The sequence below is a fragment of the Microbulbifer variabilis ATCC 700307 genome, assembly GCF_000380565.1.
In the GTDB taxonomy this organism is placed as follows: domain Bacteria; phylum Pseudomonadota; class Gammaproteobacteria; order Pseudomonadales; family Cellvibrionaceae; genus Microbulbifer; species Microbulbifer variabilis.
The window spans coordinates 141,161-156,690 of sequence record NZ_AQYJ01000020.1; the positions used below are offsets into that span (position 1 = coordinate 141,161).

Sequence of the window (15,530 nt, forward strand, 5' to 3'; positions counted from 1 at the left end):
CCTCAAGCCGACAGTCATACTTTTTAATGCCTTCAAAATAGACAAAAGTCTCACTTTAGCTCGCTGCGGACGAATTTACCGACTAATTGAGCTGCTTCAGAAAAAATCTGACTGGAAATTAACAAAGCGTTCACCTTTCGAAGACAGACTGCGTGTCCTTTATAACAAGCACATAAAAAGGAGAGCACTATGTCTTTGTCCCGGAGGCGATTTCTGCAATTTTCCAGCGCCGGCCTGGCATCCCTGCCACTTCTTAAGGCCTACGGCTCCGGCCAGCAGCCTTTCCAGCACGGCGTTGCCAGCGGTGATCCCCTGGCCGATCGCGTGATTCTCTGGACCAGGATTACCCCATCGGAAGACCCTTTATTCCAGTCCATGGTGCCCTATAGCTGGCAAATCGCCCTGGACCCGGAAATGGCGCTGGTAGTGAACAGCGGCAACGGCATGACCGGCCCCGAAGTGGACTACACCATCAAGGTGGATGCCAGTGGCCTGCAGCCTGGGACAACTTACTACTACCGTTTTTATTCCAACAGCATGGACTCTCCTGTAGGGCGAACCAGGACCCTGCCTGTAGGTCATGTGGACCGCCTGCGTTTTGCAGTAACCAGCTGCTCCAACTATCCAATGGGCTTTTTCAACGTCTACCGTGAAATCGCTCAACGTCCCGATTTGGATGTGGTACTGCACCTGGGTGACTACATCTATGAATACGGCCCCGGCGGCTTTGGCACCGGCACCGGGCTTGGACGCGAACCTATCCCCGCGAAGGAAATGGTGGGTATCCAGGATTATCGCCTGCGCTACGCCCAGTATCGTTCCGACCCCGACTTGCAGGAAGTCCATCGCCAACACCCGTTTATTTGTGTTTGGGACGATCACGAAACCACAAACAATGCCTGGGCCGGTGGGGCAGAAAACCACGATCCCCAAGATGGCGAAGGTGACTGGTATGTGCGTCGCTCAGTGGCAAATAAGGCCTACTTCGAGTGGATGCCCATCCGCGACAACGGCATTCTGGACGTATTTGGGGATAGAGCCATTTATCGCAGTTTCCGTTACGGAAACCTGATGGACCTGATGATGCTGGATACCCGCATCGCCGCAAGGGATGAACAGGCCAACTGGTTTGACCAGAAAACAGCCGACAATCCAGAGCGCAGCTTACTCGGCCGACAGCAGGAAGAATGGTTGTACCGCGGCCTCACCCAATCTCAATCGGACGGTGTACGCTGGCGGGTACTCGGACAACAGGTGATGATGGCGCAGCTCACCCTGGCCAAGGATTTCTCCATTAACATGGATCAGTGGGATGGTTATACCGCCTCCCGTACTCGGTTATTCGATCACATTGCCAACAACAACATCGAAAACTTCTTTGTGCTCACCGGAGATATTCACAGTTCCTGGGCCTGGGACTTGGCCAGCAACCCATTCAGCATTCTCGAATACGGACGCCTTACCGGTCGCGGTGCTCTCGGGGGAGAGTTTGTAACTCCCGGCGTAACCTCCAGCTTCCTCGATAAGTCACATCTAACTGACGTAGCCGCGATCGCCATGGACGGATTAATTCCGCACTTAAAGTGGGTCAATGTCACCCAGCGCGGCTATTTGCTGATGGATGTTTCCCACTCCCGTGCCAAGGCCCACTGGTACCATGTGGATACCGTCACCAGTAAGAGCTACAACGCTAGCCTGGCGAGGATGTACAAGCAGAAGGCCGGCCAAAACCACGTACAACGCGCTTGGAGCGAGAGCACAGCCCCGGAGAATGCACCGGCGCCTGCGCCTGAGTATGGCGCCCTGGCCCGCAATGCTATCGCTGCCCTGCGCAACCGCTACAACGTATGACCTCACAGAGCTAGGTCCTGTAAAAAAAAGCGCGTAACCCGATGGGAAACGCGCTTTTCTTACAGATATAGGCTTGCGGAAATTAATCCAGACTAAAGTCGAAACTCATTTCCTCCGCCGGAGCCTGCACATAGTAGCCCTGGATATAATCGGTACCGGTTTGCCACAGGGTGGGTAACATGCTGGCCTGCTCGATATGAGGCACAATCACCTTGGTCTCTGCCTCACCCAAACGCTGTACCAGCCCGGCTAAAGATTCGCTGCTCTCTCCCTCGTCCTGAACTTCACGCACAAACGACGGATCTACCTTGGCCATATCCACTTTTACATGCTCCAGAGCTTTGAAGGGGTTCAAGCCGGTACCGAAGTGGCACACAGCCACGCGGCAACCGAGCTGCTGCACCTGGGTAGTGAAATCACGCGCTGCGTGCAGGTTGCTGGTGATGTCCTCCTGGCGCAACTGGAAAATCACCGTGCTTGGCGGAACTTTGGCAGCCTTGAAAGCCACCCCCAGCCAGGCAGGCAAACTCGTATCGAGCAGGGAAGCTGTGGTCATATGCAGCATCAGCGATACATCCTTACCCTTAGCGCGAGCCGCAGCGGCAGCCTTAATCGCGGTGAGAATCACCCAGCGGTCCATCTTGGCGGAAAGACCAGCGTCGCCCAATTCCTGCAGGAACGCCAGTGGTGCCAGTTCTTCCTTGTCATCGAGCATACGCACCAGCACTTCATACATTTGCTCCCCGGTGCCCTGCAGGCTCAGGATCGGCTGGAATAAAAGCTTTAGGTTTCCCGCCTCCAGGGCCTGTACCACCCGAGCGCGGTGGTAAGTATCAGCATCAGCGCCACTTTCGGTATCCGGCTCATACAGGACGAAATTGCCACCCTGCCTCTCCTCTCCCAGAGCTTGCTTATGAGCCACCTGCGCCTGCTCGAGCACCTGCTGTGAACCACTGGAGGCCTCGCTTAGCAGGGAAATTCCAATAGAGGCAGTAACCTGCTGGGTTTTGCCTGCAGCGTCAAAAATGGTATCGGAAATTTTCTTCAGGATATCGCGCGCGCGCTGCTCAATACTGTCCGGCGTGGTATCCGGGCTCAACAGGCAGAAGCTGTCATCACTATAATGCGCCAGGGTATCACCGCTTCGCTGGCATCCCTGTAGCAGTTCAGCCATGGCTTTCTGCAGTGCGTCTGCACCTGCAACGCCTACGGTCTTTTGCACCTCCTCGGCAAAGCGATCCACCCGGATAAACATCAGGCCACCGGTGCGATGGGAGTCCGCTGCAGATTTAATCGTGGAGTCGAGTAACGATAAAAAGTGCTGTCGATTAAACAGGCCAGTTAGCGGGTCGCGGTTTTTAATATCACTGAGTTGGGCTTCCAATTGCTCAGTGTCGCCCTTGCGCATGGCGATGCGCACTTGCAGGCAGCGCTCCTCTTCGTAAGTAGTACTGAGTACCTCCGCGCGAGTGGGTAACGGATCACCTGCAACGGTTCGAGCAGTAAACTTCCACTCCTTAGCTTCCACTTCATTGTTATCGATCGCACAGCGCTTGAGAAAATCCCGTGCGCCTCCCTGCTCATTTTCAGCCAGCATGTCGATCAGTGGCTGGTACTCAACATCCTCACCACTTTCATAGCCAAAGCGCTCGGCGAAAGAGTCATTGGCATAAACGATTAGCCCATCGGATACATAGGCTATTGCATCCTTGGAACTGTCCAGAAGCTCTTTGGCACGACCGAGAGTTGCGTGGTAACGACGATCATGCAGGCGTGCCTGGCGACGGTTATCCAAGGCGAGCATCTCTCGCTGAATCACCAGCAGAAGGTGCTGGTCCTCATCTACTGTCACCACATCCCGTGCACCCTGTTTTAACCCCTCCACAATTGGCTGGGAACCACTGCGTTCGGTCAACAGGATAACCGGTACATCTTTTTGCAGCTTACTGATGGTGCGTAGCGCCACTGCCGGCGGAATCTGGGTGCTACCCTCTGCGGCGATCACAAGGTCCCAGGTTTTATCCTGTACCAAGCGAGTAAAGACCGCTTCACTGGCAACATGCTGAGCCCGGTTGGGTCGACCCGCGTTGTGCAGCATGCTGACCAAGCGCTGCGCCTCGGAGGGCATATCGTGAATCAGGAGAAGTCGGATAGTGTCGTTGCTACTCATTTTTTGCTCTATTTATTCAGGGCAGCGTACCGCTACCGCATGCGGTAAGTTTAGGGGCCTCCTGTAGTGGCATACAAGGCCACATCGGGGTGGTACGCGTGACTCAAGTCACACAAATCTCCCTGTCGTAAATGCACGCCTTAGAATTATCATCTGCTAATTAGCAATCACTAATTGGCTCTGGAAACCTTATCTCTTTCAACCTACAGCCTAAGACGAGCCCAGAGCTCGGCGGCAACTATATAGATAGGCGAGTCGGTACATTTAGCCTAGATCAATTTAACGCTATTTTTACAGCACTTTAATCCTGGTACTTTATAGAGGAATAACCTTCTGTATTTTCTAGTTGCTTTCAGATAACTCTATGGGTGTTTTGGAGGGTACACCGGGGATTTCCCGCACCAATTTCGGTACCAAGTATCCAGGCAATCGATGACGTAGTTCTTCAATTATTTGCAACGCCCTGCTATCACTCACTTCAAAATGCGCCGCACCCTTGACCCTATCTAACTGGTGCAGGTAATAAGGCAACACGCCCGCGTCAAACAGTGTTTCGCTAAGGCCTTCCAGGGCTGCACAACTATCATTGATACCACGCAACAGTACCGCTTGATTCAGCAATGTGACTCCAGCAGCGCGAAGACAAGAAAGTGCGTTACGTACCTCATCATCAATTTCGTTGGCGTGATTACAGTGCAGAACCAATACCGGCTTCAGGCGTGAGCCAGTAAACCAGGACAGCATTTCGTCGGTGATACGGCTCGGCGCCACTATTGGTAAGCGGGTGTGAATGCGCAGTTTATCCAGATGTGCTATCTGCACCAGCTCATTACTTAGCCAAGAGAGCTGGCGATCATTGATCACCAAAGGATCACCACCGCTTAAAATCACTTCTCGCAACTCCGTATGTGCACGCACATAATCCAGAGCCGCCGACCACTGCTTTCGATTCAGGTGGTTCTCACTGTAGGGAAATTCGCGGCGAAAACAGTAACGACAATTCACCGCACATTGCCCTGCAGTAATTAGCAGCAGGCGACCGTGATACTTATGCACCACTCCGGGCAGAGGGTTTGCCTCAGCCTCCTGAAGAGGGTCTGCACTAAACCCCACCACTGTTTCCAACTCTGCAGCACCGGGTAAAACCTGCAGAAGTAATGGATCTTTCGGGTCAGCAGGTCGCATACGCTTGATAAATGGACGCGGCACGCGCAAGGAAAACTGGCTACTAGCATTCAGGGCTTCGGGTAATTGGGCTGGATCCAATTGCAACAACCGGATTAGCTCGGCAGGATCAGTGACCACATCAGATAAATCATCCTGCCAGCGGCGGGACTCACGAGTGCCGATCAGTTTGCTGTCGATAGGTGATGGATTCGCCATAGGGTTACGCAGGCATTAGGGAAAACACTAGAGGTGAGGCAATTGTACCAGAAGCGGACTACAGCCCGGGCAACTCTGCGATGCATGCCCGAATAAGCCTGGCTCGAAGCCAAATATCATCAAAGCAAGAGGATCAGAACCATATAGTCACGCGCACTGCAAACCAACAAATATCGATCCAGGCCGAAAAGCTCGACCTGAACCCTATGAAGCAAGCCCAACGCAAGAGTTTATCCGTATATTTTCCAACTATTGTCTATTCAACTTCATCACAAAAACAGTAAAAAAAAATTGAAGAATAAACTAGCGCCAAACGGCTTGTGAAAACAGTAGTAGCAATACGGTTCGCCCCAGCAGGTCCCTATGGGCTTGGCCTGGAAGCGAAGCGGCAACTTCACCGCCCGAGAGAACAAAGAATTATCCTTGAATAAAGAAACACGCTTAGTAAAAAAATAACTATCAAATTGAAAATATTACTTTTCGTACAAATTTCTTTAGGAAATTCTTCATAATTCCCCCATTCCCAACAGGGTTAATACGGTGTTAATTTAACCAAAGACAAAGCAATAATAACCTTGTCTTTCTTGAATTCAGTGCACTCGAATTTCAATAAAAATTAAATCGGGGTAATAACCTAGCCCTGCAGAAAAATGGAATTACAAAAAGGAAAAATTCGATGGAAATGCAGCTCGAATTACTTGAGGCAAATAAAGATTTACTGATTGAGCAGACCCGCGCTCATCCTTTCCTCAAGCGCTGCCGCGATGGCTCTGTAACCATAGAAGAGCTGAAAATTTTCCTGGTACAACAGGGAATTTACAGTAGTTACTTCGTGCGTTACCTGTGTGCGATGATGGCAAATCTCCCCAGTAATAAAGAGGTTCACGAACTGGCAGAAAACCTGATGGAGGAGCTTGGCCTGGAGCCGGACAGCCCCAAGCCACATGCAGAAATTTACCGTGAAACCCTCGAGCATTTTGGCTTGAGCCTGGAAAATGCGGAAATGCTGCCGGGCACTCAATATTTGATAGACACTATGTTCCAGCACTGTCGCGACCTGCGTGCAAGCTCCGGTCTGGGCGCACTGTGTCTGGGAGCCGAAGCCTTGGTACCGGATCTGTACAGCGATATTGTTGCCGGCTTCCGCTCCTGTGGTATCGCTGACAAACATCTCACCTTCTTCTTGCTGCACATTGAATGTGATGATGGTCATGCAGAAACCATTCGTGACATTATGATCGAGATCGGCAGTCAGGATGCCTCGCAACTCGACGTTATGCTGGATGCAGGCCGCCGCCTGGTACAAGCCCGCCAGCAGTTTTTTGACTCGATCGAAACTGCCTACCACGCCATGACCCCAGAGCAAGTCCAGGCAATCCCTGCCTAAGCCGTGTGTGCCCAGCAACTAAAAAGTAGCTGGGCACTGCACAAGGATGTGAAGGCAATAGCACTAACCCCACACCTGTTGCGATAAATTCAAAATGGGATTTTTCTAGAGGCATTCTGCAAGACAGTGCCCCTCGAAATCCTATGCTATCAGCATTGGAGTACAACATGGCTGAAACACTATCCATGCAAAAACGCGAGCTTATTGAGCGCGCCAGCAAATCCATGAAACTACACTTGGACATGCCCCAATGGTCCCTGCGGGAGAAGCTTGCACTTACCTGCCGCATTTTATTTACTCATGGGCACGATTCCGGTTTGGCAGGGCAAATTACAGCCCGCGCAGAAACCCCGGGCAATTACTATACCCAGCGCCTTGGCTTAGGCTTTGATGAAATTACCGCATCCAACCTGCTCGAAGTCAACGAAGACCTTGATGTCCTGTCCGGTGAAGGGATGGCTAACCCCGCTAACCGTTTTCATACTTGGATTTACCGAGCAAGGCCGGATGTAAAGTGTATTGTGCATTCCCACCCAATTCATATTTCCGCACTGTCCATGCTGGAGCGTCCACTGAAAATTTCCCATATGGACGCCTGCATGTTGTATGAGGATATCGCTTTCCTCAAAGAGTGGCCCGGCGTACCGGTAGGAAACAACGAAGGCGAAATTATTGCGGAGGCAATAGGGGACAAACGTGCCATTCTCCTTGCCCACCATGGTCTGATCATCGCATGTCGCTCGGTGGAGGAAGCCTGCTCCATGGCCCTGCAATGCGAGCGTGCCGCCCAGCTGCAGATGCTGGCGGAATCTGCAGGTACCATTCAGGACATAGCGCCGGAGTTGGGCCGCGAGGCTCACGATTGGATACTGCAGGAAAAGCGCAGCCAGGCAACCTTTGCCTATTACGCTAGGCGCCTGCTGCGGGACATTGATAACACCAGCGATAACCCCCTGAGCTGATACACACTCCTGTCACCCTCTTCAGTCCGCAAGCCTTGCGGTTCGCGGACTGCTTCAAATCTACCACTAGGCCCAGTCGTAGCGCTTCGTTCAAGGCGCCCCCCTCCTGTATAATCTCGCCCCATCTTTTCAGGGCTGCCGGTGAATTCTTTGCGCCGGAGCCGAACGAGTCGCTCGCAGCTATCAGATTTGGCGGCAGCCAACAGAGCTACCCGGCCTGAACGGGAAGAAAAACTCGTTAAAAATCATATAGATAAACGACTTATAAGGGCTCTATTTGCTATGGCTAGTTACTCCACCAACGAATTTAAGGGCGGCCTCAAGGTAATGCTGGACGGCGACCCCTGCTCTATCGTGGAAAACGAGTTCGTAAAACCTGGCAAGGGCCAGGCATTTAACCGCGTAAAACTGCGCAACCTGAAGACCGGACGAGTTTGGGAACGTACCTTCCGCTCCGGCGAGAGCCTGGAAAGCGCGGATGTAATGGATCGCGAAATGGAATACCTCTACAACGATGGAGAGTTCTACCATTTCATGGAGCCAGAAACTTTCGAACAGCACCAGGCCAGTACAGATGCCGTGGGGGATGCAGCTAAGTGGCTCAAGGAACAGGATATTTGCACTGTGACCCTTTACAACGGTGTACCGCTGGCAGTAACCCCCCCCAATCATGTGATCCTTGAAATCACTGACACCGACCCTGGCCTGCGCGGTGATACCGCCCAGGGTGGCACCAAGCCCGCTACCCTGGCTACCGGCGCCGTAGTTAAGGTGCCCCTGTTCCTGGAGATTGGCGAAACCATCAAAGTGGACACGCGCACCGGCGAATATCTGGGCCGCGCCAAAGAAGACTGATTTTTCCTTCCCTGTGGGCGGCCACCCGGCCGCCCGCTGCCTGAGCCACTTCAATGACTACTGACCTATGGCGCCCCAGCGCCACCATTAAAGCCCTGCGCCAACGCGCCTCGCTGCTAGCAAAGATCCGCCACTTTTTTACCCAACGCCAGATTTTGGAGGCGGACGTACCGGTGCTATCACGCCGCGCTACCAGCGATCCACACATCGAATCTATCAGTGCCCTGTGTATTGGCTCTCCCGCCTACCTCGCCACCAGCCCGGAGTTCGGCTTAAAACGGCTGCTGGCCGCAGGCATTGGCGACTGCTACTACTTGGGCAAAGCCTTTCGTCAGGGCGAGGCAGGTAGCCGCCACAATCCGGAATTTACCATGCTGGAGTGGTACCGCTGCGGTTGGGATGACCACCGCCTGATGGATGAGGTAGCAGACTTACTCCGCAAGGTACTGGGTATTTCCCAGGTGCAATCCCTCAGTTATCGCGCGCTTTTTCAGCGTGAACTACAACTGGACCCCCACAGCGCCAGCGACAGAGAGTTGATCGCCTGTGTCGAACGGGAAGTGGAGTTGTCCTTTACCCCTGTCGAGCGTGCCGAATGCCTCGATCTACTGATGAGTCATCGCCTGGAGCCCGCCATGGGCGAGGGTATTACCCTGCTCTTCGACTTCCCCGCTGACCAGGCCGCACTCGCCAAAGTGATTCCAGACGAACAGGGCATTCCGGTCGCGCGTCGCTTTGAGGCCTATGTCGGAGGGCTGGAATTGGCAAACGGCTACTGGGAGTTGACCGACAGCACCGAACAGCTACGTCGTTTCGAGGCAGACTTGGCCTACCGAAGGGCCCATAACCGCATTGCAAACCCCTTTGAAGAACGCCTGGTTTCTGCCATGCAAGAGGGCATGCCCGAATGTGCAGGTGTGGCTTTAGGGGTGGACCGCCTGTTGATGCTGGCAGGAGGCTATGACTCTATCGAGGATGTCATCGCCTTCCCCATAGAGCGCGCCTAAATTCTACTGATACCTACTCACTAACGTGTACAGTAAGTTAGGGAGAGTAAACATAGCGGGCTACTTCGCCCACAGCAAAAAAACCACAATCCAGAGGCAATTGCTGTTTATTCGCCGGCGCAAGTGCCACCAGGCTGCGATGGTGGCTGGCCTGGGCCTGCTGAAGCAAGTGACGAAAGAGTGCACGGCCGATTCCACGGCTCCGGTATGCCTCTAACGTAACGAGGTCATAAAGACCCAATGCATCGGCGGAGGCAAACAGGCAACCCGCCGCCACTGGGGTACCCTCCAAGCGCGCGAGAACAAACTTGAGCCGCGCACGTTTCTGTTCAGGTATATCTACCAACGCCCGATAAAACTTTTTCAGCTGCGCCCCTTCCTGGACGCTGCCACACCCAGCCGCCTGTACTTCTGCATAGCTGGCGAGATCCTCTTTTTTTACGGGGGATATCACCAATTTTTCATTTTCATCTGCCCCTGCCGCAGCATCCGGGCTGAGGCGCTGGATCTCTGCCGCCATAGCCACTTGCGACTGCCTGCGCTGCAAACCCATTTCTGCCAAGGCGCTGTCATCCTGAGGCTTGGAGGCACTGTGCCAAAGGGTAAAAGGACTGTGGCGCTCAGCAAAATAATCCAGCGCAAACCGTTGCAGTATACGCGGTGGCATTACCGAATTTGAGACCACCTGGTTAAGACGACCCGACAGTAGACCACTATCGCTGCGCACTATTCCGGTGATTTCCTTGGTGTGATTTGGATTGAGTAAGCCCGCACAATAGCTGGCGTGGTTCTCGAGGTTTCGACAGACGAGGTTTTTGGCGCTGAGACTGTATTTCATGGGTACAAGGATAGTTCCATTTATCCGTTTCCCTTGGGAAGAAGTTACCCCGTTGTTTCAATACAAACGGAGTAACAATCGCTACTTTTCCACTTGTGAAAGGGCGCATTGATCCATGGACATAGCCGGCTGGGCACAAGTTGCCGGCCCCTGAACCTTGGCAGGTACCCCAGCCACCAGTGTCTTTTCCGGGACCGGTTTTAGTACCACACTGCCGGAGGCCACCTGGGCACATTCACCCACTTCAATATTGCCAAGTACTTTGCTACCAGCGCCAATCAGGACGCCACAGCGGATTTTCGGATGGCGATCGCCACTCTCTTTACCAGTGCCACCCAGGGTCACCGACTGCATAATGGAGACATTATTCTCCACCACTGCGGTTTCACCGATAACAATACCGGTCGCGTGATCCAATAATATCCCCTCTCCCACCTTAGCTGCGGGGTGAATATCCACACTGAACACTACAGATACCCGATGTTGTAGAAATAATGCCAGTGAGCGGCGCTGCTGTTTCCACAACCAATGTGCCACCCGGTATACCTGCAGCGCGTGGAAGCCCTTGAAATATAAAAAGGGCTCAAAAAGGGAGTTACAGGCAGAGTCACGCAAGTAAATAGCATTCAGGTCTGCGCGGGCAGCGTGACCAATACTTGGGTCCGCCTCCAGGGCCTCATCGATCACTTCGCGGATCAACAATGCTGGTGCTACAGCGTTATCCAGTTTATTGGCCAGGTGAAAGCTAAGCGCCGCCTCCAGAGAGCTGTGATTGAGAATAGTGGCATGCAGAAAGCTGGCGAGAATGGGCTCCTGCTCTACTTGCTGCGCTACTTCAGTACGAATTCTTTCCCATAACAGGTCCGTCTTTGCCTCTGCGCAGGTGACATTCATTGCGGGTTTTTCCATGTTAGACCGCTCCCAGTGTCAGTGGAGGTTCCAGCAGCGCTGACTGCTGCTCGCGTAATGCCAGTATATGTTCAGCCCAATAGCGGGCCGTATTGAACCAGGGGAAAGCCTGGGGAAATGCCGGGTCCTGCCAGCGACGTGCCAGCCAGGCAGCGTGATGCATCTGGCGAAGGCAACGCAACGGTTCCACCAGCTGTAACTGCTGGGGATCAAAACGATAGAAGGTTTCATAACCTTCGAGAACCGTGTCCAGGTATGCAGTTTGCTCAGCGCGGTTGCCGGAGATCAACATCCAAATATCCTGGATAGCCGGCCCCATCAGGCAATCATCCAAGTCAACAAACCAGGGGGTGTCATCGCGCCACAGGAAGTTGCCGCTGTGGCAGTCACCGTGCAGGCGCAACAGATCCCAGTCACGCTCAAAAAGTGGGGCCACCTGCTCAATGATATGACCCGTAACGGAGGCATAGGCCTCCCGGTTCTCCAAGGGCAGGAAATCACCACCGAGAATAAATTCTCGGCTGTCGATGGCAAAGTGCTGCAGGGTCAGGGACGGGCGATGGCTAAACGGCTTAGCACTACCTACAGCATGGATGCGTCCAAGCATGGTCCCCACCTGCTCCAGGTGATCAAAATTATCCATTTCCAACTGGCGCCCACCGCGACGGGGAAACAACGCAAAGCGGAAACCTTGGGATTCCAGCAAGGTGCGTCCGTCAAATTGCAGGGGCGCCACTACGGGAATTTCCTCTTCTGCCAATTCCAGGGTGAACTGGTGCTCCTCCAATATCTGCTGATCGCTCCAGCGATCCGGGCGATAAAACTTGGCGATCAGTGGTTCCGTACCCTCAATACCCACCTGGTAAACGCGATTTTCATAGCTGTTTAAAGGGAAAATACGCGCATCAGAGACAAGCCCACTACTCTCAACGCAGTCAATCACCACGTCCGGCGTGAGGGCTTCGTAGGGATGGTGATTCTGGGCCATAGCGGGTACCAACTGGATTGCAGCTGGCTATGCTAACGCGGTGGCAGGGGCGGGGACAAACACTGAATTAGATTGTTATGCCTGGCTGTGGCCTCAGTAGAAAAATAAGTGCAGTGTTGCCGTTCGGCACTCTGACGTACCAGCCGTGCTCTATGCAATTTTAACCGCCATTTTCCCGCTGTTGCTGCAATAGCTGAACTACGCGGTCGCGGCCAAACACCTTGGCAAAATCCTCTGCAGAGTGCCCAGCTTTATTGGCTTGCTGTGGATCACAATCCTGCTTAAGTAAAGTGCGGGCAAGGGCAAATTCACCGCGGAAAACCGCCGCCATCAGAGCAGTATTCCCACGCCGATCCTGTACACAGGCGTCAGCGCCCTTTCGCAATAGGTAGTTCACCGCCTGCGCATTGCCGTTATAAGTAGCAATCATAAGGGCCGTATAGCCTTTGGAATTGCGAACATCCAGAGGAAAACCCGCTTCGGAAAATTCACGCAATACTTCAGTATCACCGACCCTGGCCGCAGCAAAAAAATACCGGGAGAGTTCGGCAAAACCAGAGCCGGCATTTCCTGGCTCTTCGGCCTGAACACCCAGGGCAAGTAAGAGCAGCGTGGATAATATTGATCTCATAGTTGCATCTCTCAAATATTGCGGGTGACAAAGCCACCCGCTCTCCAGTTAAATTTACTGAACCAGTTTCCTGACTCGAACCAAATCTCCACCAACAGCTTTGGTCAGGCGTTGTCCGTAATCATTGTCGGCTTGGTAGAAGTAGCTCAGCATAATGTGCTTGGTATTATCATCGCGCACTTTACCCAGATCGCCAGCCAGGTTTTCGATCAGATTCTGGCGTTCTTCCGGGCTCAGACTGCGATAGAAGGCACCCGCCTGAGCAAAAGGCAGCTTCTTCTCAATCGCCTTTTGCTGGGTGCGACCACTTAGAGGTTTACTGCTGTAAAGGCCTTTCGGGTCCTCATTGCGCACATCGATGCGGCTCGGCTGGTAATTCACAGTAGAAGCCTGTTGACCGTAATTGCCTGCTCCATCCTGATTCCAGTTGGTTACCACCACGCGGGGGCGGTTGATCGGCAACTGCTGGTGGTTGGCGCCCAGGCGATACATTTGAGTATCAGAGTAGGAAAACACACGCCCCTGTAACAAGCGGTCTTCAGATGGCTCAATACCGGGAACAATATTGGCTGGCGCAAACGCGGATTGTTCGGTTTCCTGGAAGAAATTAGTGGGCACACGGTTGAGCGTCATAGTGCCGACTTTGGTTTCTTTCACGTCCAACCACATTTTGGTGGCATCTAACGGATTGTAATTAAAACTGTTCAGCTGCGAGGGCTTCAGCACTTTAATATACAAGTCCCACTGGGGATATTCGCCCTTTTCAATCGCCGCATACATATCGCGGGTAGCATGACTGAAGTCCTTGCTCTGAATTTCCGCTGCCTCTTCCGCAGTCAGGTTTTTAATACCCTGACGGGTTTTCCAATGAAATTTCACATAATTCACATCACCCTTGTCATTAACAAGCTTATAGGCGTGAACGCCCCAGCCATCCATCTGACGCAAATTGGCTGGTGTACCGTAATCGGAATAGACCCAACTCAACATATGGGTGGATTCCGGCACGTGGCTAAAAAAATCAAAGAAGCGATTGGGGTCCTGCTGATTAGTCACCGGGGAGGGCTTCAGCGAATGAACCATATCCGGGAATTTAATCGCATCACGGATAAAAAATACCGGCAGGTTATTCCCTACCAAATCCCAGTTACCTTCTTCTGTATAAAATTTGGTGGCAAATCCACGCGGATCGCGCAGGGTTTCCGGTGAACCCTTAGAGTGAATTACAGTAGAAAAGCGCACAAACACGGGAGTTTTGCTACCGGGCTCAAAGACCGCAGCGCGCGTTAAGTGGCTGATATCCGCTATAGGCACAAATTCACCGTGAACTCCGGTTCCTCGCGCATGCACCACTCTCTCAGGGATACGTTCTCGCGCGAAGCGTTGCAATTTCTGAATTAAGTGCACATCCTGTAATAGGTTACCGCCATTCTCTCCTGCAGTCTGGGAGTTCTGGTTATCACCCACCGGCGCACCATTATCGCGGGTAAGTGTCTCAGCATTGGCGCCTCCTATGAGGCCAATAGTTAATGCAAATAAGGGAAGGTATTTCATCGCTGGGTTTGCCCCTGTAGTTGTTTCTATCACAGGGGAAAAGCTTATAGGGGCGAACAATAAGCTGGAAATTGGACCTTATTATCGTTCTTATAGCGGGGATTAATTGAGAGAGAAAGTTGAATTACCCCAGAGATAATGCCCTCAATTATCCTGTTATTTTTTCACATGCTTGGGCATCAGATACCAAAGGATTACAGCAACCAAATAAAGCGCAGGTATATCTCCCATCAGGTTTTCTCGCTCTGTAACATCAACAAGGGCCTGAATTAACATAATGGTTGCATGCACCAGACTCGACCAAATAGTAAACCAAATTAAGCTGGCATTAGCCGCCGGGTTTTTGGCCGCGCGAATTAGAAATACTCCCAGGGTGGCATATACACCCATTATCATCTGCTCATATTCCGGTTGTCGAGGAGTCCAGCCCCATCCCGCAGGCCATATCCACATCATCATTGGAAAAATAGCCAGAATAAAAATCAAGCCAACAACAACCAGCGCAATAGACAGATACTTGGCGCGAGCATTATCATCCATAAAGCTCTCCAGCAGTTATCAGTTAAGTTAAGCTCTTCAGCTAGCCCTGCAGGTCGCCTGGAAGATGGCAGACCACTTCCAGGTTATTGCCATCGGGATCTAAAACGTAGGCCGCATAGTAGTCTGGGTGATACTGCTCATAGACGTCGGGCACACCATTATCGGTGCCTCCGGCCTGGAGCGCGGCCCGGTAGAAATCACGCACCACCTCGCGCTCTTCCGCGCGAAATGCGATATGTAATTGTCCGCTGGCAGGTCCGCTACTATAGATCCAGAACTCAGGTTTATCCGCCCAGCCAAAACCGGCAGAATTATCAAACTCCATCACCAGCTCATATCCCAGAGGAGTGAGGGACTGGCGGTAAAAGTCACTGCTACGCGCAAGGTCCTGAACTGGAATTTTGATATGGTCCAACATGCATAAGCTTCCAAAGTAAAGCAGTGGCAATATCGAC

At 52.5% G+C, this 15,530-nt stretch carries 14 protein-coding genes; 5 read left to right on the forward strand and 9 right to left on the reverse strand.

All coding sequences use genetic code 11. The features are described 5' to 3' along the window. Nucleotides 1–189: 189 nt before the first annotated feature. A complete protein-coding gene (locus G367_RS22955) occupies nucleotides 190–1,851 on the forward strand; it encodes an alkaline phosphatase D family protein (RefSeq protein ID WP_020411594.1) in 1,662 nt (553 codons plus the stop codon). A gap of 82 nt (nucleotides 1,852–1,933) precedes the next feature. Here G367_RS22955 and G367_RS0102905 read toward each other — a convergent pair whose 3' ends face one another. Beyond that, entirely contained in the window at nucleotides 1,934–4,021 is a 2,088-nt protein-coding gene (locus G367_RS0102905; RefSeq protein ID WP_020411595.1) for an EAL domain-containing response regulator, read from the reverse strand. A gap of 342 nt (nucleotides 4,022–4,363) precedes the next feature. After that, nucleotides 4,364–5,404, reverse strand: a complete 1,041-nt coding sequence (gene epmB, locus G367_RS0102910) for an EF-P beta-lysylation protein EpmB (protein ID WP_020411596.1) — start codon at nucleotides 5,402–5,404, stop codon at nucleotides 4,364–4,366. Nucleotides 5,405–6,080: 676 nt separating this feature from the next. Here epmB and G367_RS0102915 point away from each other — a divergent pair. From G367_RS0102915 to epmA, 4 genes are all read left to right on the forward strand, one after another. Beyond that, nucleotides 6,081–6,791 carry an iron-containing redox enzyme family protein gene (locus tag G367_RS0102915; protein ID WP_020411598.1) on the forward strand — a complete coding sequence of 237 codons (711 nt, stop codon included), beginning with the start codon at nucleotides 6,081–6,083 and terminating at the stop codon, nucleotides 6,789–6,791. A gap of 167 nt (nucleotides 6,792–6,958) precedes the next feature. After that, nucleotides 6,959–7,753 carry an aldolase gene (locus G367_RS0102920; protein WP_020411599.1) on the forward strand — a complete coding sequence of 265 codons (795 nt, stop codon included), beginning with the start codon at nucleotides 6,959–6,961 and terminating at the stop codon, nucleotides 7,751–7,753. 282 nt (nucleotides 7,754–8,035) lie between these two features. After that, nucleotides 8,036–8,608 carry an elongation factor P gene (gene efp / locus G367_RS0102925; protein ID WP_020411600.1) on the forward strand — a complete coding sequence of 191 codons (573 nt, stop codon included), beginning with the start codon at nucleotides 8,036–8,038 and terminating at the stop codon, nucleotides 8,606–8,608. A 53-nt stretch (nucleotides 8,609–8,661) separates the two neighbouring features. Continuing rightward, a complete protein-coding gene (gene epmA, locus G367_RS0102930; protein WP_020411601.1) occupies nucleotides 8,662–9,615 on the forward strand; it encodes an EF-P lysine aminoacylase EpmA in 954 nt (317 codons plus the stop codon). A gap of 37 nt (nucleotides 9,616–9,652) precedes the next feature. On the opposite strand, the gene G367_RS0102935 is transcribed toward epmA, so the two are convergent. The 7 genes from G367_RS0102935 to G367_RS0102965 form a co-directional block, all read right to left on the reverse strand. Continuing rightward, nucleotides 9,653–10,453: a GNAT family N-acetyltransferase gene (locus G367_RS0102935; protein ID WP_020411602.1), complete on the reverse strand. Its 801-nt coding sequence runs from the start codon at nucleotides 10,451–10,453 to the stop codon at nucleotides 9,653–9,655. 81 nt (nucleotides 10,454–10,534) lie between these two features. After that, nucleotides 10,535–11,362, reverse strand: a complete 828-nt coding sequence (gene cysE / locus G367_RS0102940; RefSeq protein WP_245556646.1) for a serine O-acetyltransferase — start codon at nucleotides 11,360–11,362, stop codon at nucleotides 10,535–10,537. A gap of 1 nt (nucleotide 11,363) precedes the next feature. Further along, nucleotides 11,364–12,350 carry an SrkA family protein kinase gene (locus tag G367_RS0102945; RefSeq protein WP_020411604.1) on the reverse strand — a complete coding sequence of 329 codons (987 nt, stop codon included), beginning with the start codon at nucleotides 12,348–12,350 and terminating at the stop codon, nucleotides 11,364–11,366. Between the two features lie 160 nt (nucleotides 12,351–12,510). Then, nucleotides 12,511–12,981, reverse strand: a complete 471-nt coding sequence (locus G367_RS0102950; protein WP_020411605.1) for an ankyrin repeat domain-containing protein — start codon at nucleotides 12,979–12,981, stop codon at nucleotides 12,511–12,513. Between the two features lie 54 nt (nucleotides 12,982–13,035). After that, nucleotides 13,036–14,535, reverse strand: a complete 1,500-nt coding sequence (locus tag G367_RS0102955; RefSeq protein WP_020411606.1) for a catalase — start codon at nucleotides 14,533–14,535, stop codon at nucleotides 13,036–13,038. 156 nt (nucleotides 14,536–14,691) lie between these two features. Continuing rightward, complete coding sequence (locus tag G367_RS0102960; RefSeq protein WP_020411607.1) at nucleotides 14,692–15,075, reverse strand: DUF6632 domain-containing protein; 384 nt, start codon at nucleotides 15,073–15,075, stop codon at nucleotides 14,692–14,694. 40 nt (nucleotides 15,076–15,115) lie between these two features. After that, nucleotides 15,116–15,493 (reverse strand): VOC family protein, encoded by a 378-nt coding sequence (locus G367_RS0102965; RefSeq protein ID WP_020411608.1) that lies wholly within the window; start codon nucleotides 15,491–15,493, stop codon nucleotides 15,116–15,118. Nucleotides 15,494–15,530 lie beyond the last annotated feature (37 nt).

Bases quoted from the DNA above. Each gene is read 5' to 3' on its own strand.
- G367_RS22955 (WP_020411594.1), top strand. From the start codon at position 190: ATGTCTTTGTCCCGGAGGCGATTTCTGCAATTTTCCAGCGCCGGCCTG.
- G367_RS0102905 (WP_020411595.1), bottom strand. From the start codon at position 4,021: ATGAGTAGCAACGACACTATCCGACTTCTCCTGATTCACGATATGCCC.
- epmB (WP_020411596.1), bottom strand. From the start codon at position 5,404: ATGGCGAATCCATCACCTATCGACAGCAAACTGATCGGCACTCGTGAG.
- G367_RS0102915 (WP_020411598.1), top strand. From the start codon at position 6,081: ATGGAAATGCAGCTCGAATTACTTGAGGCAAATAAAGATTTACTGATT.
- G367_RS0102920 (WP_020411599.1), top strand. From the start codon at position 6,959: ATGGCTGAAACACTATCCATGCAAAAACGCGAGCTTATTGAGCGCGCC.
- efp (WP_020411600.1), top strand. From the start codon at position 8,036: ATGGCTAGTTACTCCACCAACGAATTTAAGGGCGGCCTCAAGGTAATG.
- epmA (WP_020411601.1), top strand. From the start codon at position 8,662: ATGACTACTGACCTATGGCGCCCCAGCGCCACCATTAAAGCCCTGCGC.
- G367_RS0102935 (WP_020411602.1), bottom strand. From the start codon at position 10,453: ATGAAATACAGTCTCAGCGCCAAAAACCTCGTCTGTCGAAACCTCGAG.
- cysE (WP_245556646.1), bottom strand. From the start codon at position 11,362: ATGGAAAAACCCGCAATGAATGTCACCTGCGCAGAGGCAAAGACGGAC.
- G367_RS0102945 (WP_020411604.1), bottom strand. From the start codon at position 12,350: ATGGCCCAGAATCACCATCCCTACGAAGCCCTCACGCCGGACGTGGTG.
- G367_RS0102950 (WP_020411605.1), bottom strand. From the start codon at position 12,981: ATGAGATCAATATTATCCACGCTGCTCTTACTTGCCCTGGGTGTTCAG.
- G367_RS0102955 (WP_020411606.1), bottom strand. From the start codon at position 14,535: ATGAAATACCTTCCCTTATTTGCATTAACTATTGGCCTCATAGGAGGC.
- G367_RS0102960 (WP_020411607.1), bottom strand. From the start codon at position 15,075: ATGGATGATAATGCTCGCGCCAAGTATCTGTCTATTGCGCTGGTTGTT.
- G367_RS0102965 (WP_020411608.1), bottom strand. From the start codon at position 15,493: ATGTTGGACCATATCAAAATTCCAGTTCAGGACCTTGCGCGTAGCAGT.